Consider the following 22068-nt stretch of genomic DNA (forward strand, 5'->3'; position numbering starts at 1 on the left):
GACGCGCAACCGGAGGATGTTCAACCTTCCAGCAGGTTTCTGGCTTGTCAAAGCGCAGTGACCGGCACTTAGATATATCGAAGGTGCAAGTAACTTGCCGCAGCAGTCATCGCTGCACTTCATCACCCGTATCCAAGGAAAACAGGCATCATGAGCAAGAGAACTGGATGGATTTCAGCTGGTGTCATCGCCTCGCTGGTCGCCGGCGGGGCCGTCTACGCCGCCACCTCGAATTCCGATTCCCACGGCACGGTCATCCGTGTTGTCGATGGAGACACCGTGGATCTGGAGGTCGCAGGTGAACAAACGCGTGTGCGGCTGCTGAATATCGACACGCCAGAAACCGTGGAGCCCGACAAAGCCGTGGAATGCATGGGCCCGGAAGCCACGGACTACCTCACAACGCTGCTACACCCCGGCGACAAGGTGGATTTGGAATACGACATCGAACGCGAGGACCACTACGGGCGGGTTCTGGCCGGCGTGTTCAAGGACGACTTGTTCGTCAATGGCGCCATTGCGGCTGCCGGCCTGGGCGTCGCCGTGAAATACGAACCGAACGTGAAGTTCTACGACGACGTGTTGGCCGCCGAGCAGGAGGCCGCCGCTACCGGCGAGGGCTTGTTCGACCCGGCTGTCGAATGCACCATCCCGGCCCAGCTTGAAGGGGCGAACACCGCACTCTCCGAGGTTTCATCGCTGCCGGGCGACAGCATCGAGGACGCTGAATCGCTCATGGGCGAAGCCGCAGCCGCGGTCGGCGTGGGCCTGGCGGTGAAGAGCACCCTGAACAAGGCGAAGTCTGCCACGCACCCGGTGACCCACGCGCTGATGAGCGGGCGCTATGCAAGCGACATTACCCGCCTCGCCACGCGGATCGATGACACCAAGCAGCTTGAGGCCTTCCACAAGGAACAACGAGCTGAACTGGTGGAGAAGGAAAAGAAACGCAAGGAAGCCGAAGAAAAGAAGAAGGCCGAAGCCGCCGCCCAACGAGCAGCCGAGCAGCAAGCCGCGGCGAAGGCAGCGCAGACGACGCAGCAGAAGAACTATTCCGCGCCGAAGTCGTATTCGAAGCCGCAGACCCAGACGCAGCCCAAGCAGTCGGCTCCGAAGATGAACTCCTACTCGAACTACACCGGTCCGCGTTGCTACGCACCCGGCGGAAAAACCTGGAAGCCCTGCTGATGCCAGACTGCTCGCACACCAGCGGCTCACCCGCCGCTAGTTGTCCCGTTGGATGCCCGGCGACCCGATCCGCGTGATCCAGATGCCGGGCATCGGCCATTTTCTATCCGGCTTCGGCACCTGCCGGCGTGACATGTAGCCGCCGACCGCAGGCAATGACTCCGTCATCCCGACGACCAGCTCCATTTCGGCGAATGCCGTTTCGGAAACCGCTGCAACCTGCCTCTTCAAGCGCGCCAACTCCGAGGCAAAAATGCACCCGGGCAGCGCTCCGCAGGGAGTGCTGCCCGGGTGTCTCGGATTCCGGCGGGCGAGCCAGGCAGGCGGCTGCCTAGCGCACGGCGACACGCAGTTCGTTGTTCCACGGATCCTTGAACTGCAGCTCGGCACCTGTGTGATGGTTTTGCACTCCGGCATGGTTCAAACGTTCGGCGAGCTTGCCCACTTCATCTTGGGTTGGAACGTTGATGAGCACTTCACCTAGACCCAGGGTGTCCTTGCGCGGTCCGGCGCCACGCGAATTCCACACGTTCATGGCCATATGGTGGTGGTAGCCGCCGGCGGAGACGAACAGCGCCTGATTGCCCAGGGCCGCGGTTTGATCAAAGCCCAGGGTCTGGACATAAAACTGGTGCGCGGTGGCGACGTCTCCCACCTGCAGGTGAACGTGCCCCACCTCTGCACCGGCCTGCTTCTGCCCGGAGACAGCCTCTTCACTCAGGTGGGAGCTCAGGAACGCATTCGGGTCGAGGTAGATGGTGTCCATCGAAACCTGGTCCCCATTCCAGGTCCAGGTATCGCGCGGGCGGTCGAAGTACAGCTCGATCCCGTTGCCTTCCGGGTCGGTGAAGTAGAAGGCTTCGGAGACCAGGTGATCCGAGCTGCCCACAAAGCTGTTTGGGTTGTACTGGGCCGCGGAGAGCACCGTGGCGGCCAGGTCGGCCTGCGTGTTGAAGAGCAGTGCGGTGTGGAAGAGGCCTGCCTCGCCGCGGGCGGGGAGCTTGAGCTCCGGGGCAGGTGTGAGCTCAACCAGGGTATCGGCGCCTCGCCCCAGGCGGGTGGAAGTGGAGTCTTCCGCAAGGACTTCAAGTCCCAGCGCCTGCTGGTAGTAGGTGCTCATGGTGTTCAGGTCGCCGACCTTCAGCTGCACGGCATTCATTGACAGCTGCTCGGGGAGCTTGTCTTCTTTCAAGTGTGCCATGATCGGCGCCCTTTCTTTGGGTAGATTTTCTTCTTGATTTCAGCGTACGCTCATTTTGTTGAAGCTTCAAGCTTTTAGGTGGAATGTGGTCCACACCCCACCAGCGTCCGCGAACACCGAAGATTTTTCACCGAAGCGCAAAATTGATCAATTATTCGCCTTGAGCGCAAACCAACCGCACAACCTGACGAAACAATTCGTCCAAAGTGAGCACCAGAGTATATTGATCAGGGAAATGTTCACCAGCTGTCCGTGCAGTTCTCCTGCCGCGGAAAGGACTCCCATGAGCAATACCGAGAAATTCCGTGCGGCGCGCGACCTCCTGCTGACCCACCGCGACGACTACGCCGGGGCCCGGGAAGCTTTCAGCTGGCCTGAGTTCAGCGATTTCAACTTCGCCTACGACTGGTTCGATGCAGTAGCCAAGGACCCGGCCCGGGCGAATACCCCGGCGCTGATCCTCACCGAACCGGATGGCAGCAGCGCCCGCTACACCTGGGCCGAACTTTCCAGGCGCTCCACCCAGGTCGCCCGCTGGCTGAGCGAGAACGGATTCAAACGCCAAGACACCATGGTGGTGATGCTGGGCAACGAGGTGGCCCTGTGGGAGATCATGCTCGCCGGCATGAAACTCGGCGCCATCATCATCCCGTCCACCACCCAGCTCACCGCGGTTGACCTGGTGGACCGCATCGAACGGGGGCAAGCCAACTGGATTGTCACCAGCCACGACCAGCTGCCCAAGCTGGAGCAGGTGCCCGGGGACTACACCACGGTTCAGGTCCGCGGCCAGGCAGTACCCGGAACCCTGCATTTTGACCAGTCGCACCACGCCGAAGCCGAATTCTCACTGGATACCCCGACGGCGGCGGATGAGACCCTGCTGCTCTACTTCACCTCGGGCACCACCTCGCAGGCCAAACTCGTCCAGCACACCCACACCTCCTACCCGGTGGGGCACCTGGCCACCATGTACTGGATCGGCCTTGAACCAGGGGACGTGCACCTGAACGTCGCCTCCCCGGGGTGGGGCAAACACGCCTGGTCCAACTTCTTCGGCCCCTGGATCGCCGAGGCCACGGTATTTGTCTACAACTACGAAAGATTCGACCCGGCAGCCCTGATGCGGCAGATGGATCTGGAGAAGGTCACCAGCTTCTGCGCCCCTCCCACGGTCTGGCGCTACCTCATCCAGGCCGACCTCGGTTTGTTGCAAACTCCCCCGCGTAAGTTGGTGTCCGCCGGCGAACCGCTGAACGCCGAGGTCATCGAGCAGGTGCGCAAGGCCTGGGGGCAGGTGATCCGCGACGGATACGGGCAGACCGAAACCACCGTGCAGATCGCCAACCCGCCGGGAGTCTCGATCAAGGTCGGCGCCATGGGACGGCCCATGCCCGGTTACGAGGTCGAACTTCGCAACCCCACCACCGGAGCGCTGGCGGAGGTCGGGGAAATCTGCCTGCGCCTGGCTCCGCGCCCGGTGGGACTGATGAAGGGGTACTTCAACGACGAGCAGAAAACCGAGGAAGCGACCCGTGGCGGGATCTACCGCACCGGGGATATTGCCGAACGGGATGCCGAGGGTGTGCTGACCTATGTGGGCCGCGCCGATGACGTGTTCAAATCCAGCGACTACAAACTCAGCCCCTTCGAACTTGAATCGGTGGTGCTCGAGCACCCGGCGGTGGCCGAGGCGGCCGTGGTTCCCTCGCCGGATCCCATGAAGCTATCGGTGCCCAAGGTGTTTGTGGTGCTGGCGGCCGGACACGAGCCAAACGCGCAGACCGCGGAAAGCATCCTGGGGTACTGCCGCGAGAACCTGGCGCCCTACAAGCGGATTCGCCGGCTTGAATTCTCCGAGCTACCCAAAACCATTTCGGGCAAGATCAGGCGGGTCGAGCTGCGCCTGGCCGAAAGCGAGCAGCACGCCCAGGGCAAGGTGCCGGCGAACGAATACCGGGACACGGATTTCCCTGAGCTGAAACACCGCGGTTAAGCACGCCTCACGGCCCGCGCCACCCTTGGGGGTCGGCGACGCGGGCCGTGAGCAGTGCATCGGTTGGGCCGGTGCCGGACCGCGCCCCTTGGGGGAAGGCACGGGCCTGCCAGGGCCTTGGGGATCAACCGATGGTGGCGATTTCGGTGTGTTGTTCTACGATGGCGCCCTCCCCTACCTTGTGCGTGAGGATTCCGGCCGCAGGGGCCGTGATCTCCATGTCGACCTTGTCCACGGCCACCTCGGCGATCAGCTCGCCAACGGCAACCTGCGCCCCGTCGGGAGCGAACCAAGTGACCACGGTGCCCTGGGCCGTTGGGTCGTTTTCGGAGAGTACCGGGAAACGGATGCTGCTCATCCGGCCACCACCTTCAGGACCGCCTGCTTGATCCGCGCCGGGGTGGGCAGCGCCGCGTATTCCAGCGAGCGGGCGTAGGGCACCGGGACATCAGGATTGGCCACACGCGCGATCGGCGCGGTGAGCAGTCGCGGGTCGTGTTCGGCAATCCGTGCCGCGATCTCCCCGGAGAGCCCGAAGGACTGGTAATCCTCGTCGACGATGACCAGCCGGCCGGTTTTGGCCACCGTGGCCAGGATCGCCTCGGTATCCAGCGGGACCAGGCTGCGCAAATCCAGCACCTCGACCTCGATCCCTTGCGCGGAAAGCTCATCGGCCACATCCAACGCGTGATGCACCGAGAGTGATAACGTCACGATGCTCGCATCGCGACCTTCGCGGGCCACCGCCGCCTTGCCGAGGGGCACCACATGATCCCCGTCGGGCACCGGGCCAATGGCGCGCGGGTTTTTCGCCATCCAGGCCAGGCCCTGGACCCCCTTGTGGAACATGAACACCACCGGGTTGTCATCGCGGATGGCGGATGTCATCAGCCCTGCGGCGTCGGCCGGGTTGCTGGGAACCACCACCTTCAGCCCCGGAAGGTGGGCGAAGGTCCCCCACAGGCATTGGGAATGCTGGGCGCCATCCGAATACCCGCCGCCCACCGCGGTGGTGAGCACCAGCGGCACGGTGACCCGCCCTCCGGATTCATAATGGATTTTTGCCATGTGGTTGTAGATCTGGTCCATGCACACACCGAAGAAGTCGACAAACATCAGTTCCACGATGGGGCGCAGGCCCTGGGTGGCCGCCCCGATGGCCGCGCCGATGAACCCGGTCTCGGAGATGGGGGTGTCGATGACCCGCTGCGGGCCGAACCGGTCGAGCAGGCCCGTGGTGGAGGAGAATATCCCGCCGTAGGCGCCCACGTCCTCGCCGAGCACAATCACGTTCTCATCACGTTCCATTTCGCGGGCGATGGCCGCGACCGTAGCCTTGGCAGTGTTCAGCCGGCGGGTGCCGGTAGCCTCGGTACTCATGGCGGGATCCTTTCGATTTCAGGCGAAAACGTAGTCGCCGACGTGGGCCGGGTCTGGTTCGGCGCTGGCCTTGGCGAAGCTGATGGCGGCCTCCACACGCTCGGAGGCCTGGCGGGAGATCTCCTGGGTGCCAGCCTCATCCAGGATTCCTGCCTCGGAGAGCGCCGCCCGGTAGGCGGGCAGCGGGTCCCGGCCGGAAACCTGCGCCAGGTCGGTGCGGTAACCCTGGGCATCACCCTCGAAGTGGCCCCACAAGCGCAGGGTATGCACCTCCAACAGCGTTGGTCCCCCGCCGTTGCGGGCTCGGGCAATGGCCGTGCCGGCCGCCTCATGCACCGCCTGGACGTCGTTGTTTTCCACGCGCACCCCGGGAATCCCGTAGGCCGCGGCGCGGTCCGCATTGGATGGCACCGCGGTGGCGGCGGCACGCGGGACCGATATCCCCCAGTCGTTGTCTTCGATGACAAAGAGCACAGGGAGTTTCCATACCGCCGCCAGATTCAGCGCCTCGTGGAATGCCCCCTGGTTCGCGGCCCCCTCTCCGGCGACGGCCACCGCCACATTGCCGGTGTTGCGCCGGCTGAAGGCCAGCGCCTGGCCGACGGCAACCGGAAGGCCCTCGCCGATGATGCCGGAGCAGGAAAAGTTGGCTGCCGAATCGAACAGGTGCATGTGGCCGCCGCGGCCGCGTCCCAGCCCGTCGACACGGCCGAAAATCTCCGCGGTCATGGCGTTCAGGTCAACCCCGTGGGCAATGGCAAAGTGGTGCGGCCGGTGGGTGGCGGTCACCGAGTCGCCGGGAATCCGGTGGGCGCAGACCCCTGCGGCAACCGGTTCCTGGCCGGCGGCAAGGTGCATCTCTCCGGGGATCAGCCCGGCACCGATGTCGAACACCGGTTTTTTATCCGCGTGGTATTCGCGCAGGATGGCTTCTTCATAGGTCCGGATCAGCACCATCTGCCGGTAGAGATCCAGCCTGACCGTTGGCTCCATCACGCCTCCTTGCCTAGGGTTTTATGATGTGCCTGACGGGCAAGCCGGTTCAAGGGCGGGTATTTCAGATGGTGATATCCAGGGTGCCGAAGGTCCGTCGCAGCCGGGCCGCGGCCCGGCTCAGCGCCAGCCGGTCCCCGGGGCTGACCGGCCGCTGCGCCGGCAGCGAGACCGCGACCGCGCCGCGCAGGCCTCCGCCGGCCACCGGGGCGGCCAGGCAGGAGACGCCCAGCAGATATTCCTGTTCATCCGACCAGATCGAGGTGTCGTCCGCCAGCTGGCGGGCTAGTGTTCCCCGGCTGGTGATGGTGTGCGGGGTCAGGTCGTAGAGGTCGTGGCGGTTGAGGTAGTCGGCGCGTTCCTCGGCATCAAGGCTGGCCAGGATGGCCTTGCCGAAGGCGGTCGCATGTGCTGATTCCTGCACTCCCACCCACAGATCCACCTGTTGCCCGGACGGTTCCTCCGCGATGGCGACCAACCGGATCTCACCGGCGTCGAACAGCGAAAGGTAGGTGGCACCGCCCAGTTCGGCGGCCAATGAACGCAACACCGGGCGGATCCGCGGCAGCAGTTCCTTCAGCGGGTCTTCCGGAGCCATCACCGCGGTGGGGCCAATGAGGTAGCCGCCCTCGGCCTTGCGCAGGTAGCCTTCGAAGGTCAGCGTGCGCAGCAGGTGGTAAGTGGTGGGCAGCGGCAGGTCGGTGAGCCGAGCGAGCTTTTTGGCCGGCATCACCCCGTCCCCGGCGGCAACGGTCTGCAAAAGGCGAAGCGCCTTTTGCACAGAGCCAATCAACGTGGGTTCGGACATCACGCACCCCCAAGAACTCCATCGCCAGAAGTGCTTTCCAGCATAACCCAGCGCCCGGACGCCGTCAGCCCTTCTGGGCTGGGTGTTTAAGCCGCATCAGCCGGTGCACCGAGTGAGGGCGGGGTGAAGACAGGGTGAGTACAGGGGTTATTTGCCGCGGGCCTTCACCGCGCCGAGGATTCCCTTGCCCAGGTAGTACACACCGTCGGCGTACCAGGCGATCATCAGCAGGTTGCGCAGCGGCTTGGGAATCCCCGACAGCCGGTTGCATTTGTTCAGGGCCAGGTGGGTCAGTGCGCCGGAGCCCAGCACGGCCAGGCTGGAGGCAATCAGCGCCCTTGGCGACCAGCCGCCGCGGTAGAGAAGTTTCTCCAGCCCACGGGCTTCGCGTTCGTGTTCGGCCAGGGCCGCCTTGATGGTTTTCACCGGCCCGCCGGTGGCGATGACGCGGATGTTCTCCGGCAAGGGTTTGCCCGTGAGGTAATCCACGCTGCGTGCGTCGAAACCCAGCAGGGTGACAAATCGTTTGAGGTTTTTCAGGCTCCCCGCGCTTTTCACCAGCTGGCGCGCCTCGTCGAGTTTCACCGGATCGGTGATGAATTCTGCCAGGGTCGCATCGTCTTGTTCGTCCCAGCCCAGCAGCGAAGCGTCCAGTTCGGTGAGCCGTTCGGCCGCCGGGCTGTCCGCCTCCGGTTCAATGATGACGCTGCGTTCTAGATCCACGTAGTACCGTACCGTCCGGGGGAAAAACTCGCGCCGGGTGCCGGTGCCGGTCACCAGCGCGCTGAGGGTGTTCCCGTTGCGGGTCAGCGACACAAACGGACGGTTCGACCGGGCAATGCCAGAGGTGAACACCGATTCGGCGGCCATGGCCATCAGCCCGGTGCCGTGATTCCACAGGGTCAGCACGTTGTTTTCAAGTCCCGCGGCCACCACCACCTCGGAGCCCTTGAGCTTGCGTCCGTGGATCAGCTCGGTGGTGGGTCCGTAGTCGCCCAGAACATCCTCATCCGGGGTCGGGCCGTCAATTTCTTCCCCGTCCAGAAGCACAAAGTCGGCCTGGGTCGAGTTTTTCAGCTCGTGGACCAGCTTGGTGACCCGGGAACCTTCACGCAACTTGCCCTTGGCATCCACCCGGTAGAGCACCGCGTCACGGGCGGGACTGACCGTGGCGACCTGGGCGGAGACCTCGGTGGACAGTTCGCGTTCAACACTCCCACCCACAAAACCGAGCAAACGGCGGTCGGCCAGGGCGGTGCGCACCACCTCGGCAGCATCCGGCCTGTCGCCAAGGAAGATGAACTCGATGTTGAGGTAGCTGAACTCGCTGGAATCCACGAAGGTAAACCCCTTTTGGGATGGGTGGGACAGGACTTTAGCTTTAATCATAGGCGCGCGGACACCGCCAGCCCCGGATTTAGCAGCCGGCGGAGTTCCGCAGCGCTACCGGTTCCGGCGCCCCTTGCGCCGCCACCGCACCACACCGATCGCCAGATTTCCCAGGCCATCTACCAGCCAAGCCACCAGGATCACCACAATCAGCCAGGTCGGCGCCCAGGGCTGTGCCCAGTCGGTGCCGGCCAGGATGAGTGCAAAAATCAGCGCCTCGATCACGCCCCAGAGCACCTGCGTGGGCGGCTTCCAGGACAGCGGGTTGTAGAACTTCGGGGCGGAACTTCCCTTGCGGGCCTCGATGGCGATGGCGCGGCCAATGGCCTTGCCCAGTCCCACCGGTTCAATCAAGCTGGAACCTTGCGGGGCTGCGGTTTCTTCAAGATAACGGGCCGTGTGCGGGTCATGGCCGAAAACTTGCAGGACCTGTTGCACGGCCTGCGCGCTGCCGGTGCCAGGGAGTACTTCTTTGAGCCGAGCAATGTCCTCGGCCGGGATTCCCGCCTCAGCCAGTTCATCCAGGGCTTCGGGGTCAACGGCAACATAGTGGGTGTGCAGCGTCTGCAGTTCGCCCGCCGCGGGTGTCCCGGCCGCAGGTTCAAAGGCCGGTCTGGCGGCGATGGGCCAGATATGCACCCAGGCGGGAGTGCCGGCGAGTTTGCCGCTTTGTTTCGGAAACCAAAAACTTGCGGCGAACCGCGGGCCGGATTGGCTGATCATGATGGCTGGATATTGATCGACCCCGGGAGCCCCGCCCAGCAAAAACCCATCGTGGACGGCCACGGTGCGAGACCCTGGCTGCGCGGGAGGCACAAGGTGCCAGCTGGTTTTGGAAGCCGAGGCCAGGATGATCATCTCCGCTTCGGTCAGTTGGCCTGACAGCAGGGTGCGTCCGGAGGGCATGGCCTCCAGGCGTTCATCGTCAATGGGTTCACCGCTTTGAACTTCCACATCGTCTTGGTCGACATACAGGGCGCCGGTGCCGAATTTCAGCGCGAGCGCGAAGTCCTCCACCTGCTGTCCCAGCCGGGTGGTTCCATCCGCGCCGGCCAAGATGATCAACCCCTCGGGGTTCACCGCGATGCCTACCTCGATGATCACCAGCTCGTTCCAAGCCACCGGCTGCGAGATCAGCGAAATGACCTCACGGGCGGTGAGCACCTGGCGCACGGTACGTTCAGCGTCGGCCGGGGTGGTGTTGTGGAGGATAAGCGCCAGGGCGGCAACCAGCGTCTGTGGCTGGTCGCCGCCCTGGATTGGCTCTGGGTGGTTACTTCCCAAGGTACTTTTCAAAACCTGCAGGCAGGTTCAGGCTTGACGGATCAAAATCCTGCGCCGCACCCTTGCCGAAGGCCGCTCCGCTGGGGGCTGCCGCCTTTTTCTGCTCGGATTCCAGCTGGGCGGCCGCGGCCTTGGCCGGGTTGCCGTACTTGACCTGCTTTTTGCCCTTGCCCTTGGCCTTCGCCTTGCGGGCGGCTCCCTTGCCGGCACCGGGCATGCCCGGAATGCCGCCGCCAGCGGCCATCTTTTTCATCATCTTCTGCGCTTCGGTGAAACGCTCAAGCATCTGGTTGACCTCGGACACGGCAACACCCGAACCCTTGGCGATGCGGGCGCGGCGTGAGCCGTTGATGATCTTCGGTGCCACACGCTCGTGCGGGGTCATCGAACGCACAATGGCCTCAACACGGTCAATCTGGCGTTCGTCGAACTGCTCAAGCTGCTGGCGGGAGATCTGGGCGCCGGGCATCATGCCCAGCAGCTTCTTCATGGAGCCCATCTTCTTGATCTGGGCCATCTGAGCCAAGAAGTCATCCAGGGTGAAGTCTTCCTGGTCGGCGAACTTCTTCGCCATCCGCTCGGCTTCGGTTTTGTCCCAGTTCTTCTCAGCCTGCTCGATCAGGGTGAGCACGTCGCCCATGTCCAGGATGCGGCTGGCCATACGATCCGGGTGGAAGATCTCGAAATCATCCAGGTTTTCACCGGTGGAAGCGAACATCACCGGTTTGCCGGTCACGGAGGCCACCGACAGGGCGGCGCCGCCGCGGGCGTCGCCGTCAAGCTTGGAGAGCACCACGCCGGTGAAGTCCACACCCTCATGGAATGCCTGGGCGGTGTTCACCGCGTCCTGGCCAATCATGGCGTCGATGACAAATAGCACTTCGTCCGGGTTGATGGCGGCGCGAATATTCGCGGCCTGGGCCATCATCTCGGTATCCACACCCAGGCGGCCGGCGGTATCCACGATCACGATGTCGTGCAGTTTAGCCTTGGCCTCGGCGACACCGTCACGGGCCACGGTGACCGGATCCCCGGTGGGGGTGTCGAATTCGGAGGAGACACCCGGGTGCGGCGCGTAGACCGGCACCCCGGCACGCTCGCCGTTGATCTGCAGCTGCTTGACCGCGTTGGGACGCTGAAGGTCACAGGCCACCAGCATCGGGGTGTGCCCCTCCGCCTTCAGGTGCTTGGCCAGCTTTCCGGCCAGGGTGGTTTTACCAGCACCCTGCAGGCCGGCCAGCATGATGACCGTTGGAGGGTTTTTGGCCAGGTTCAGGCGGCGGGTTTCGCCACCGAGGATGGCAACAAGCTCCTCGTTGACGATCTTGACAACCTGCTGGCCCGGGTTCAGCGACTCGGAAACTTCAATCCCCAGCGCGCGTTCTTTCACCTGGGCCACGAAGGCGCGGACCACCGGGACCGCAACGTCCGCATCCAGCAGGGCGCGACGGATTTCGCGGACGGTACCGTCAATGTCCGCCTCGGTCAGGCGGCCCTTGCCACGCAGGTTTTTGAAGGTTGCTGTCAGGCGATCGGAAAGTGAATTAAACACGTGCCGGGCACTTCTTTCGGTAGGTCTTGTGGTGCGCACCAACGGCGCACAGGACTCAACATCTAAGAATATCAACAATCGAGGCGTGGGCAGACCGCCGCCACGAGGTGATTCCGCTGATACCTGCCTGCGGCAAGGATATGAACAACCAGGCGCACCTGTTCCAAAGGACAAACTTCACCCATTGCATGGCAACCGAAAATTCAGCTCCGCGTATTCGGTGGCAGGCTGAGAATCACCATGGCGGGCCATGACGCCGGCCTCGGTCAGCGGCCAGTCCCTGGCCCGTCCCGCGAAAATATTCCGCCCCGGGCTGGTCCCCGGGGCGAACCCGAGCATCAGCACATCGCACTGGCGAGGCGGCCACGATGATCGTGCTGTCCCTACTCCGCGACCTGCCCCAGCTTCCAGGCGCCGGCGGCATGCTGATGGGTCCAGAAGTCAGCAAAACGTCCGCCGGATTCAAGCAACTCTTCAATGCTCCCGTCCTCAATGATCTTTCCGCCCTCAAGGAAGATCACCCGGTCCGCGGCGCGGATGGAACTCAGGCGGTGCGCGACAATCACCCGGGTGCGCGGCAGCGGGTCGTCGCTGAGCGCCGCGGCGACCGCTGATTCGTTTTCGGTATCCAACGCACTGGTTGCCTCATCCACCAGGAGAATTCCCGCGGGTTTGAGTAGTGCCCGGGCAATGGACACCCGCTGGCGTTCGCCTCCCGAGAGGCTGCTCCCGGCCTCCCCCACCCGGGTGTCCCAGCCGTCGGGCAGCTGGGTGATGAGGGTGTCCACACGGGCCAGGGCGGCAGCCTGTTCAAGGTGCTGCTGGTCCGCCTCCGGGTGGCCGCTGCGCAGGTTTTCTTTGATGCTGCCGTCAAAGAGGTAGGGGTGTTGGAAGACCATGCTGGTCTGCTCGCGGCGTGATTCTTCGTCCAGCGTCTGGGCCTGCACCCCGTCAATCAGGATGGCGCCGGCATCCGGTTCATGCAATCCGGCCAGCAAGGACAGGATGGTGCTTTTCCCGGAGCCGGAGGGGCCCACCAGGGCGGTGGTGCTCCCCGGTTCCAGCACCAGGTTGAAGTCCTGCAGTACCGCGGGTGCACCTAAGTCGGCTGCGTACCGGAAGCTCACCTCACGTAGTTCAAGCCGCGGGGCACCGGCCGCAGAACGTACCTCGTTTCCGGCAGTTACCTGCGGGGCCTTCAGCACCTCGCCCATGCGGCGCAGCGACCCGGCGATGCTTTCCATTCCCGGGGACAGCTCGGCGAGCACCGTAAAGGATTCCAGGTAGCGCACGATGACCACAATCAGCGCGATAGCCTGGGGAACCTCAATCTCGCCGCGCAGGCTCAAGAACACCACGGTGCCGGCCAGGATGATCAGCACCAGTTGGCTGGCCAGTCCGAACACCAGCTGCCCGGGAATCTGCAACAGCAGCAATTTCATCCCGGCCCGATGCTGGGCATCCAGCGCGGTCCCGGCCAGGCTGCGGGCGGCATCCACCCGGCGTGCGGCGCGCAGTGCCTGCTGGGTCCGCGCGAACTCGACAAGACGTTCGGTCAGCTCGGTATTTGTGTCGGCGGCCTCCTGCTCCGCCCGGCGGCCGAAGGCCGAGGACGCCGCGTAGGCACCCAGCAAGAGCGGGACACCCAGCAGGGCGGCCAATGCGAGCGGGACGCTGATCGGCACCAACGCCACGCCGATCAACACCGGCAGCAAGATGGCGCCGAGCACCGGGGTGACCAGGTAGATGATGATCCCCACCAGATCCGGTCCGGTCGCCGCCACCGCCTGCCGGGTTGTTGCCGTATGTTCGGCATCAAACCACGCCAGGCGGATCCGGCTGATCCGATCGGTCAGCGAACGCTGCCCGGAGTCAAGCAGGGCGAAACCCAAGGCATAGGCGCGCCGCGCGGCCAGGGTATCGATCCACCAGCCTCCGGCGGTCGCCACGACCAGCAGCCCCAACCACTTCCAGGCAGTGGACGGCTCGGCGGAGAATAACGCGGCCACCAGCGGGACCAGCAGCACGGTGCCTGCCGCCCGCAGGATCAGGCCGATCACGGTGAGCGCCAGGTGGGCTGCGACCAGCCGACCGCGGGACTCGCCCAGCAGGGTCAACAGTGTGCGGATCATCGGCTGGCCTCCTTGGCCTCGGTGTGCGGTGTCCGGGATGCGGGCGCCTGCCCGGCCTCCCAGAGCTGTTGGTAGCGTCCGCCGGCGGACAGCAGTTCGGCATGGGTTCCGGATTCGGCCACGCGGCCCTGTTCCAGCACCACAATGCGGTCCACCCCGGTAATGGTGTGAAGCCGGTGGGCAATCACCAGCACGGTGCGCCCGGCGGTCAGCCGGTCCAAGGCCCGTTGCACCTCGTATTCTGATTCCGGGTCGGCGAAGGCGGTCGCCTCGTCAAGCACCAGAACCGGGGTATCGGCCAGTAACGCGCGGGCGATGGTCAGACGTTGCAGTTCGCCGCCGGACAGTCCGGTGGAACCATCCAGGACCGTGTCGTACCCGTCAGGCAGCCGGGTGATCCGCTCATGGAGTTGGGCGTCGGCCGCCGCCTGCTGCACCTGGGCGCGGGTTGCTTCCGGCACGGCGAGCGCAATGTTGTCATGGATCGTTCCGGAGACCGCTTGGGTTTGCTGGAAGACGAATCCGACGGTGGAGTAGAGCTGATCCGCGTCCAAGGTGCGCAGCTCGCGTCCGTTGAGGCGGATGGCTCCCCCGGTGACGTCGTGGAAGCGGGCCAGCAGGCTGGCCAAGGTGGATTTTCCTGACCCGGAGGGACCCACCAGTGCGGTGACGGTTCCGGGTTCCAGGCTCAGGGTGACGTCGTGAAGCACCGGTACCCCGGGGCGGTAGGCAAATTGCACGGCCTCGAAGTCCACCCGGGTTGCGGTCTGCGGGCTGGTTAGCCCGGTCGACTGGTTGTCCGCTGTTTCCAGCTCGGTTTCATCCAGGGTGTTCTGGATACGCCGGGCGGCGACTATGCCGGCGCGCAGGCCCGCCAACCCGTAGCCGACCCCCAGCAGCCGTGCCCCGAAGGTGGTTCCCAGCAGCAGGAAGGGCAAGAGCTGAACCGGGGCCATCGCCCCGGCGGTGATCAGCCAGGTTCCCATCACGCAGATCAACAGCAGGAAGGTGGCCGGGCGGGTAACCAGATCGATCATGGTTTTCTGTCCGCTGAGCGGGCGTTGCCAGTCGTGGAGGAAGGTGAGGTAGGAATCAAGGGTGGCACGGAAGCCGGAGGACGCCCCGCCGCCGAACACGCGGATCACCGGTTGGCCTTCCAGGTAGGAGCCGGCCTCTGAGTTCATCCGTTCGGCCCAGCGTGCGGCTTGGCCGGTCCGCGGGCCTGATTGGACCACCATGATGGCCATGGCCACGATGTAGGTGAGCACCGGAATCAGCAGCACCAGGGCGATCCGCCAGTCGACCACAAAGAGGTAGATCAGCACCGCTACGGGCGCGGTCACCGCGGCCACGGCGTCCGGCACCGCGTGGGTGACCAGGTAGTGCAGGGACAGGGTGTCGTCCTGGATGACCTGTTTGACTTGTCCGGAGCTTCGGGCATCGAACCATCCCAGCGGGACCTTGGCCAGCTTGTCCAGCAGGCGTCGGCGCAGCTGGTGCGCGAAGCTGGCATCTACGGCGTGCAGCCAGATAAACAGTGCGGAGCTGAGCAGCACCCCGGCACCCATGAGCCCAACGGCCCAGAAACCCAAGGTCCAGAGGTCTGCACCGGGTGCGCCAGCAAGCAGCAGGCGTGCCAGTTCGGTGAGCAGCACAAATGGCGCCAATTGCACCAGAGTGATTACGGCTTGGAGAATACCGGCAATGATCAGGGTGGGTTTGAGCCCGGCAAGCAGTTTGCCGGCAGCCGCCGCTTTCCAATTACCCTTCGCGGCAGGTGCCGCCTCGGGTTCAGGTGAGCTGGTGGATTCCGTACTTGGTGTGTGTTGGGGTTCGGCGGTGGGTTCAACCAGGTCCTTGGGCCGGCGAGAGCCGAAGGCCCGCCCGTAGTACCAGTAGGCCTGAGCATGGATTTCCCCCTTGGGGAATCCGAATTCATCACGCAATCGAGTGCGCAGGTGTTTGAGGCTTCCGGATTCCGGGGCGGCCCAGGCGTACCAGTTGGACCAGTCCCGCACCTGGAGGCTGGCGGCCAGGGATTCTTCGCCCCGGCGCGGCACCCAGTGCACGGTAGCACGCGGGTGGTCGGTGAGCTGCAACTGGTGGTCGTATTCGTGGTGCTCTTCAAGGTAGAGCTCGACGGGCACCTGCGGCGGGATGACCTCCAGGATCGCGTTAATGGCGGGCAGTGAAGCCGAATCGCCAATCAGCAGGTAGCCGGCGGGCAGTTCGTCGGGAAGGTCGAAGCGCGAGGAGCCCAAGGTGGTGACACTGACCGTATCCCCCACGGCCGCCTGCTTCATCCAGGCGGAGGCCGGGCCGGCCGGTTCGTGGAGCACCACGTCCACGGCGAAGTCTCCGGTCTGCGGATCAACGTCGCTCAGGGTGTAGGCCCGCTGATGTTCGGTCTGCGGGTCAGCTGGGTCCGGGAACCAGAAACGCAGGAAGGCGGTAGGGGCTGGAACTACTTCGGCAAGAAGTGTGTCCGAGTGAAAGCGCACCCGCAAGAAATGCGGGGCGAGGTGTTTGACGGCGGTGACGGTTGCCTGGTGGTCCTTGGCCCCATAGGCCCGGGTCATTGCTCCGTTGAATCCTCGTTTAGCCATGGTTGACCCCTTCGGTGGCTGCGTGTAATGCGTTTCTAATCTCGGACACCGAGCGCCCCGGCGGTGCGGCGGCGATAAATCCTGCCACCGCGGCCCCGAGCCACATGCGGACATATTCGTCCGGGGTGATGTCTGGCAGCTGTTGGTGGGCTTCGGCTAGCTCGGTATCCGTGTTGATGTCTTGCAGGGCGGCATTGCGTTGGGTGGCATATCCCTCCCCGCGGGTTCGTTGAAGTTCTTCGGTGGCCGCATACCCGATGGCCACCGAGGCCACGGCGGAGCTCAGGACCAGGGCCGCTTCAACGCTGTAGCCGCGTTTTCCCAGCGCCGTGGCTTCCATGGACAGCAGCCGCCGCCCGGAGGCGCCGCGCGGGAAAAGTGTCTGGACGTAGGCGGCCAAGCCCGGGTGGTCCAGGATAAAAGCGCGCAATTGAAGTCCCACCGAGAGCAGATGTTGCGCGGTGTCCTGTTGCGGGTCGTCTGTGAGGATAAGTTCGGCCAGGATGTCCTCGCCTACCATTCTCTCCAGCTCCCAGCGGTTGGCCACATGGCGGTAGAGTGCGGCCGGTGTCACGGACAGCCTGGAAGCGACCGCGTTCAGGCTCAGCTGCGCCAAACCGATCTGGCGGCCTGCGCGAATGATGTCTTCGGTGGTGAGCTTGCGTGGCCGTCCGCCAGCGTGAACCATGATTCCCCTAGTTAGTTATAGGTAGTAACTAAGGTTATCCTATCCATATTAAGCCAGGTGCGGAAGAGGTAAATTTCTCACCTGATGCCCCAAAGCAATCCGGCATCAGACACACCCGTACAGAGCACCAACGCGCGGCGCCGAGACCGGCGCACTAATCCAGTTTCCCGGGGACGGCACTTTGTGTTGCTTCGACAGAGGTGTCTTTCTCCCCCGTGGCCTTAGCGCTACTTGGCTCGCTTGCAACTGGAGTGACCGTGGCCTTCGGCGTCACCGCGTCTTTCGGTGTCGTCGCGTCACGTTGCTCGCTGGCTTTGGGAGACTGCTCGCCATTGCTGCTCGGCGCTGGCTCGGAGCTTGGAGCGGTGGGAAGCGCTGTGGCATTTGTTGGCGCAACTGTTTCAGGTGCACTCTGGCTTGGTTCTGGAGCACTCGGGCTTGAGCTATGTGGAGCTGAGGATGTCGTCTGCGGTGCGCTCGGGCTCGGGCTACTTGGAGTTTTACTCGGTGTTGGGCTCGTCGTCGGCGCCGGCTCAGATGTGGAGGGGCTTGGCTTCGGCGTCGACGTGGTGGGCTTGGGTGTCGGCGGTGTTGGAGTCGGTGTGGCCTTGGCTGTTGGCTTGACGCTCGGTTTTGCGCTTGGCTTGACGGTGGGCTTGGCCGTAGGTTTAGCCGTCGGCACCACCGGGGTGTCATCTTCCGGGGTCACCACATCGGGATTCTGACCGTCATCCGGAGAATCGGTGGAGCTTGGCGCTGGGGTTCGGGTCCCCTGGGTGGCCGAACCCTTCGGTGCGCTTTTCGCGCTGACCGTCAACCGTGTTGAATCCACCATGGCCTGGCGCTGCCCGGAGATCACTGGCAGGTAATTCCGAGGATCGTGCCACCGGCCGTTGACGATCACTTCAAAATGCACATGGCAACCCGTTGAGTTGCCGGTGGTCCCGGACCGGGCAATCAGTTCACCGCGCTCAACCTGCTGGCCTACGCTGACCAATAGTTTTGAATTGTGGCTGTACCCGGTCTGTACATTGTTCCCGTGGTCTATGGTCACCCGCATGCCAGAGTGGCCGGCCCACCCGGATACCGTCACCGTACCGGCCTCACTGGCATACACCGGGGATCCGCAGGCGATCGCGTAGTCTTGGCCGATGTGAATTTGATTTCCGGACCCGGTCGGATTTAACCGCCACCCATATGGGCTGGTGATCATCCGGCTGGTCACCGGGTGCATTAATTGCAGACCAGCGGGAAGCACACCGAGTTGTCCCGTTTCACCGGCCAGCAATGTATCAGCCGTTTGAGTGGATGATCCTGCCGTGCCTGCGTTGAAAGTCCCGGTATTTAATTCTCCAACATCCTGGGATGGGGTTGCGGTTGGAGTTGATTGCGTCGACATGCCATGGGGACGACCATCAATATCAAGCTTTTGACCGGTTCCGCTAAAAACCGCCAACGGGGCATATGGATCCACGTAGACGGGCTCTGTGGTTACGGCCCACCCGGCGAGCGCATCAATGGACGCTTGGCGGCTTACCGCGCGCGAATCATCGCCGCCGGCAATAAGCGGGGTAGCCAAGGTGCTTGATATTCCGAGTGCCAGCACCACGCTGGCCGCACCGTACCAGGCACGTTTGAACTCGGGCGGCCCGTCGACAACAGCCGGCTTGTGGTTGACTTGATGGCGTCTTTTCATAATTTGCTAGTCCCCAAACTGCAAATCCAAAGTGGCTTTCAGCGTATCGGCTCCGGGCTTGCATGACCAGAGATTTTTGCAGGTAATTGCCTGATACTGTGCAAACCAGCAAATTGCCGAGGTTCCAAGACACACAGAATCGCCGGTGGCTGCTTGGCCCACCGACGATTCTGTTCGGTTCCTGATAGCCCAGGACCCTACCCCTGTTTTAGTTCATTGGTGATTGATCAGCTTCACCAGAGCTACTTGGTCATCAGCTGGTACCCACTTTCGTTGTGCTCGGCAACGTCGATGCCCGCGATTTCGACGTCCGAAGCCACTCGCCAAGGAGAGAACTTTTCAATAACCGTGGCGATCACCCAGGTCATGATGGCCGAGAAGATGATCACTACCAGCAGGGTCATGAACTGCGAGATCAGCTGGCCGAAGCCGCCGCCGTAGAACAGGCCGCCTGCAGTCTCTGCGGTTGGCAGGGCGAAGAATCCGAGGAACAGGGTTCCGATGATGCCTGCGACCAGGTGGACACCCACCACGTCAAGCGAATCGTCGTAGCCAAGCTTCCACTTGAGGTTGACTGCCCACGCAGAGCCAGCGCCGGCCAGGACACCCAGCAGCATTGCGGCCCATGGTGCGATGTCTGCACACGAAGGGGTGATAGCTACCAGACCTGCGACCAATCCCGAGGCCACACCCAACGAGCTTGGGCGACCTCCGCGAAGCTTCTCGACAAGAATCCAGCCAAGTACTGCTGCACCCGGAGCTGCCAGGGTGTTGATCCAGATCAGACCCGCCTGCTCAACGGTGGTAGCAGCGCCGGCGTTGAATCCGAACCAGCCGAACCACAGCAGGCCAGCGCCCAGCATCACCAGTGGGGTGTTGTGTGGCTGTGGGCGGTCATGGAAGTTGTGGCGCTGGCCGAGCTTGAGGGCAAGGACAAGAGCTGCCACACCGGCGTTTGTGTGAACTACTGCGCCGCCAGCGAAGTCAATGGCTTCGCCGAAGATCTGGCCCAAGAAACCGTCTGCGGACAGCATGCCGCCGCCCCAGATCCAGAAGGCAACCGGTGCGTACACCAGGGTCACCCATAGTGGAACGAAGATGAGCCATGGAGCGAAACGTGCGCGGTCGGCGATAGCTCCGGAGATAATTGCCACCGAGATCATGGCGAAGGTTCCTGCGAAGCCGGCGGCCAAGAGTGCGTCTTCGGGGGTGTTCTGCATAGCGAAGTCACTGATTGGGTTGCCAATGATTCCCGCAATGGCTGGTTCACCGGCGGAGAAGGAGTATCCCCATAGAACCCAGACGATTGCGGTGATGGCCGCCGCGGAGAAACTCATCAACATCATGTTGACTACGCCGGTAGCACGGGTCATTCCCCCATAGAAAAGTCCGAGTGCTGGTGTCATCAGCAGAACGAGTGCTGCGGCGATCAAGATCCATAAGCTGGCTACGTCCAACTCCATCTAGTCCACATCCCCTCAAAGGTGTTTGGTGTATCGGTGAATAATTCTTTTGACGTGACCGGATTACTCGGCCCTTGTCTCGATATAAGATTCTTCGCCACCGATGTTTCACCTTCCTCCACGGCTCATTTCAAGCGTGTGACAAACCAAGCCGACACGTAACGGTCTGTTTCCTACGGTGTTACGGATACGTTTCGAAAAGTGCACCATGGCAAAAACCGCGGCAGCCGTTGGGAGGCTGCCGCGGTTTTTGCTGATCTATTAAGGACTAGAGCCGGGTAATTTTGACTACTTGCATCTCCGGGACGGTAGTCGAGCCACCCACCTGAGTGTCATAAGTCAGCGAACCGGTTACGGTGGCCGTGACCTTCACGATGTCCTCGGCTACAACATCATCTAGGATGTCGCAGTTAATCAAACCGTCTCCAGCATTGAAGATCGTGTTGTGCTCGTAGTCGTATTTGCCCACCTGGGTGTGGCTCACGTCTGCACGGAAGGTACATGGACCAGTCGCCGAATCGAACTGGGTTATCCTCGCGTCAACGATCACGTTCTTATCCAAGTGCGAGCTTGGTTTCTTGACGATCTGAGCGAGTTCGCGGCTAGAGACTTTTTTAGCCTTGTTGGCTTTGTCCTTTTCCTCCTTTTCCTTAGCATCTTTCTTGGCCTTTTCTTCAGCTTTGCGATCCGCTTCGACTTTTTCCGCGGATTCCCGTTCCTCGTTGGCTGTCTGCAACTGATCGACTTCGGCCTGCGCGGCAGTTAGCTTCGACGTTGTGTCGGCCAGCTGGGTTTCCAGCTCTTGCTTTTCAACGGTCACGGCGGCGGCTGATGCCTGAACCGCCTCGTGTTCTTCCGTCGAAACTCCGCAACCAGCAAGCGCGAATACAGCGACAAATGCAACGACGAAGATCGAGATTTTCTTCACGATGATCCCCCAATCATGATGGTACGAGTGCCCAGCAATTCCCTGTTGCCAGGTAGCGCCTATTGTGGAAACAACAACCGACAAAACGGGATCTCGCTGAGATACTACTGCTATGGATCGAGAATTTTTTGTGGCCAGCGCGGTAGATGTGGCGCCGCGTCTTCTTGGTGCAGTGCTAGGGTTGCAGGGGCCTGACGGGGCAGTCCGTCTGCGCATCACCGAGGTTGAAGCGTATTCCGGGCTGGGCAACCCTGGCCCCTACGATCCGGGGAGCCACGCCAGAGATCGCAAAACTGAACGTAACGCTTCAATGTTCCTCGGCCCTGGGCATGCCTACGTGTATGTCAGTTATGGCATGCACTTTGCACTAAATCTTGTATGCTCGCCCGAGGGAACCGCGTCTGGCGTGCTCATTCGCTCCGGAGAGGTCATTCGCGGCCACGACATCGCAAGAGCACGGCGGCTTGCAAAACAACCGCCGAGTTCACATCGGTCTACGCTATCAGTCCGTGAACTTGCCCGTGGGCCCGGAAACTTGGCGACGGCCTTGGGAATCAACCGTTCAGAACACAACGGGCTGGACGTTCTTGCACCACCGTTCATACTAGAGGCACCTGAGCGCTGTGCGCAGGGTTTTGCCAGCGGCCCCCGGGTGGGAGTTTCAGGCATTGCTGGAGGGCCAGAATTTCCATGGCGATTCTGGCTTCCTGGAAACAACACCGTTTCAGCATTCAAGCCCGGGCGCAATGCGCCACGGGCTTGAA

At 62.9% G+C, this 22068-nt stretch carries 18 protein-coding genes; 3 read left to right on the forward strand and 15 right to left on the reverse strand.

Features of this window, described 5'->3' with window-relative positions; genetic code table 11:
* Positions 1-150: 150 nt before the first annotated feature.
* Positions 151-1188, forward strand: a complete 1038-nt coding sequence (locus tag ACIOWL_RS00570; RefSeq protein ID WP_400380351.1) for a thermonuclease family protein — start codon at positions 151-153, stop codon at positions 1186-1188.
* Between the two features lie 36 nt (positions 1189-1224).
* Here ACIOWL_RS00570 and ACIOWL_RS00575 read toward each other — a convergent pair whose 3' ends face one another.
* A complete protein-coding gene (locus ACIOWL_RS00575; protein ID WP_400380354.1) occupies positions 1225-1419 on the reverse strand; it encodes a hypothetical protein in 195 nt (64 codons plus the stop codon).
* Positions 1420-1519: 100 nt separating this feature from the next.
* Positions 1520-2389 (reverse strand): VOC family protein, encoded by an 870-nt coding sequence (locus ACIOWL_RS00580; protein WP_400380357.1) that lies wholly within the window; start codon positions 2387-2389, stop codon positions 1520-1522.
* A 283-nt stretch (positions 2390-2672) separates the two neighbouring features.
* Between ACIOWL_RS00580 and ACIOWL_RS00585 the strand changes: the two genes are divergently transcribed.
* On the forward strand, positions 2673-4385 hold the full coding sequence (locus ACIOWL_RS00585; protein WP_400380360.1) for an AMP-binding protein: 1713 nt from the start codon (positions 2673-2675) through the stop codon (positions 4383-4385).
* Positions 4386-4509: 124 nt separating this feature from the next.
* Here ACIOWL_RS00585 and ACIOWL_RS00590 read toward each other — a convergent pair whose 3' ends face one another.
* The 13 genes from ACIOWL_RS00590 to ACIOWL_RS00650 all read right to left on the reverse strand — a co-directional run bounded on the left by ACIOWL_RS00590 (position 4510) and on the right by ACIOWL_RS00650 (position 21304).
* A complete protein-coding gene (locus ACIOWL_RS00590) occupies positions 4510-4743 on the reverse strand; it encodes a biotin/lipoyl-containing protein (protein WP_400380363.1) in 234 nt (77 codons plus the stop codon).
* Complete coding sequence (locus ACIOWL_RS00595) at positions 4740-5765, reverse strand: alpha-ketoacid dehydrogenase subunit beta (protein ID WP_400380365.1); 1026 nt, start codon at positions 5763-5765, stop codon at positions 4740-4742. Before ACIOWL_RS00595 ends, ACIOWL_RS00590 begins: the two co-directional genes overlap by 4 nt.
* Positions 5766-5783: 18 nt before the next feature.
* Entirely contained in the window at positions 5784-6758 is a 975-nt protein-coding gene (locus ACIOWL_RS00600) for a thiamine pyrophosphate-dependent dehydrogenase E1 component subunit alpha (protein WP_400381519.1), read from the reverse strand.
* 64 nt (positions 6759-6822) lie between these two features.
* Positions 6823-7566, reverse strand: a complete 744-nt coding sequence (locus ACIOWL_RS00605; protein WP_400380367.1) for an IclR family transcriptional regulator — start codon at positions 7564-7566, stop codon at positions 6823-6825.
* Positions 7567-7713: 147 nt separating this feature from the next.
* Positions 7714-8904: a hypothetical protein gene (locus ACIOWL_RS00610; RefSeq protein WP_400380370.1), complete on the reverse strand. Its 1191-nt coding sequence runs from the start codon at positions 8902-8904 to the stop codon at positions 7714-7716.
* Between the two features lie 105 nt (positions 8905-9009).
* A complete protein-coding gene (locus ACIOWL_RS00615) occupies positions 9010-10239 on the reverse strand; it encodes a hypothetical protein (RefSeq protein WP_400380373.1) in 1230 nt (409 codons plus the stop codon).
* Positions 10229-11791 carry a signal recognition particle protein gene (gene ffh, locus ACIOWL_RS00620; protein WP_400380375.1) on the reverse strand — a complete coding sequence of 521 codons (1563 nt, stop codon included), beginning with the start codon at positions 11789-11791 and terminating at the stop codon, positions 10229-10231. Before ffh ends, ACIOWL_RS00615 begins: the two co-directional genes overlap by 11 nt.
* Before the next feature lie 383 nt (positions 11792-12174).
* Positions 12175-13923, reverse strand: a complete 1749-nt coding sequence (locus ACIOWL_RS00625; RefSeq protein ID WP_400380378.1) for an ABC transporter ATP-binding protein — start codon at positions 13921-13923, stop codon at positions 12175-12177.
* On the reverse strand, positions 13920-16529 hold the full coding sequence (locus ACIOWL_RS00630; protein ID WP_400380381.1) for an ABC transporter ATP-binding protein/permease: 2610 nt from the start codon (positions 16527-16529) through the stop codon (positions 13920-13922). The genes ACIOWL_RS00625 and ACIOWL_RS00630 overlap by 4 nt, the downstream gene beginning before the upstream one ends.
* A complete protein-coding gene (locus ACIOWL_RS00635; protein WP_400380383.1) occupies positions 16522-17217 on the reverse strand; it encodes a TetR/AcrR family transcriptional regulator in 696 nt (231 codons plus the stop codon). The genes ACIOWL_RS00630 and ACIOWL_RS00635 overlap by 8 nt, the downstream gene beginning before the upstream one ends.
* A gap of 154 nt (positions 17218-17371) precedes the next feature.
* Complete coding sequence (locus ACIOWL_RS00640; RefSeq protein WP_400380386.1) at positions 17372-18913, reverse strand: peptidoglycan DD-metalloendopeptidase family protein; 1542 nt, start codon at positions 18911-18913, stop codon at positions 17372-17374.
* Between the two features lie 242 nt (positions 18914-19155).
* Positions 19156-20376: an ammonium transporter gene (locus ACIOWL_RS00645; protein WP_400380389.1), complete on the reverse strand. Its 1221-nt coding sequence runs from the start codon at positions 20374-20376 to the stop codon at positions 19156-19158.
* A 268-nt stretch (positions 20377-20644) separates the two neighbouring features.
* Complete coding sequence (locus tag ACIOWL_RS00650; RefSeq protein WP_400380391.1) at positions 20645-21304, reverse strand: hypothetical protein; 660 nt, start codon at positions 21302-21304, stop codon at positions 20645-20647.
* 112 nt (positions 21305-21416) lie between these two features.
* Between ACIOWL_RS00650 and ACIOWL_RS00655 the strand changes: the two genes are divergently transcribed.
* Positions 21417-22067: a DNA-3-methyladenine glycosylase gene (locus tag ACIOWL_RS00655; RefSeq protein ID WP_400380392.1), complete on the forward strand. Its 651-nt coding sequence runs from the start codon at positions 21417-21419 to the stop codon at positions 22065-22067.
* Position 22068: the final 1 nt, after the last annotated feature.

Source organism: Glutamicibacter sp. NPDC087344, from assembly GCF_044744225.1.
In the GTDB taxonomy this organism is placed as follows: Bacteria; Actinomycetota; Actinomycetes; order Actinomycetales; family Micrococcaceae; genus Glutamicibacter.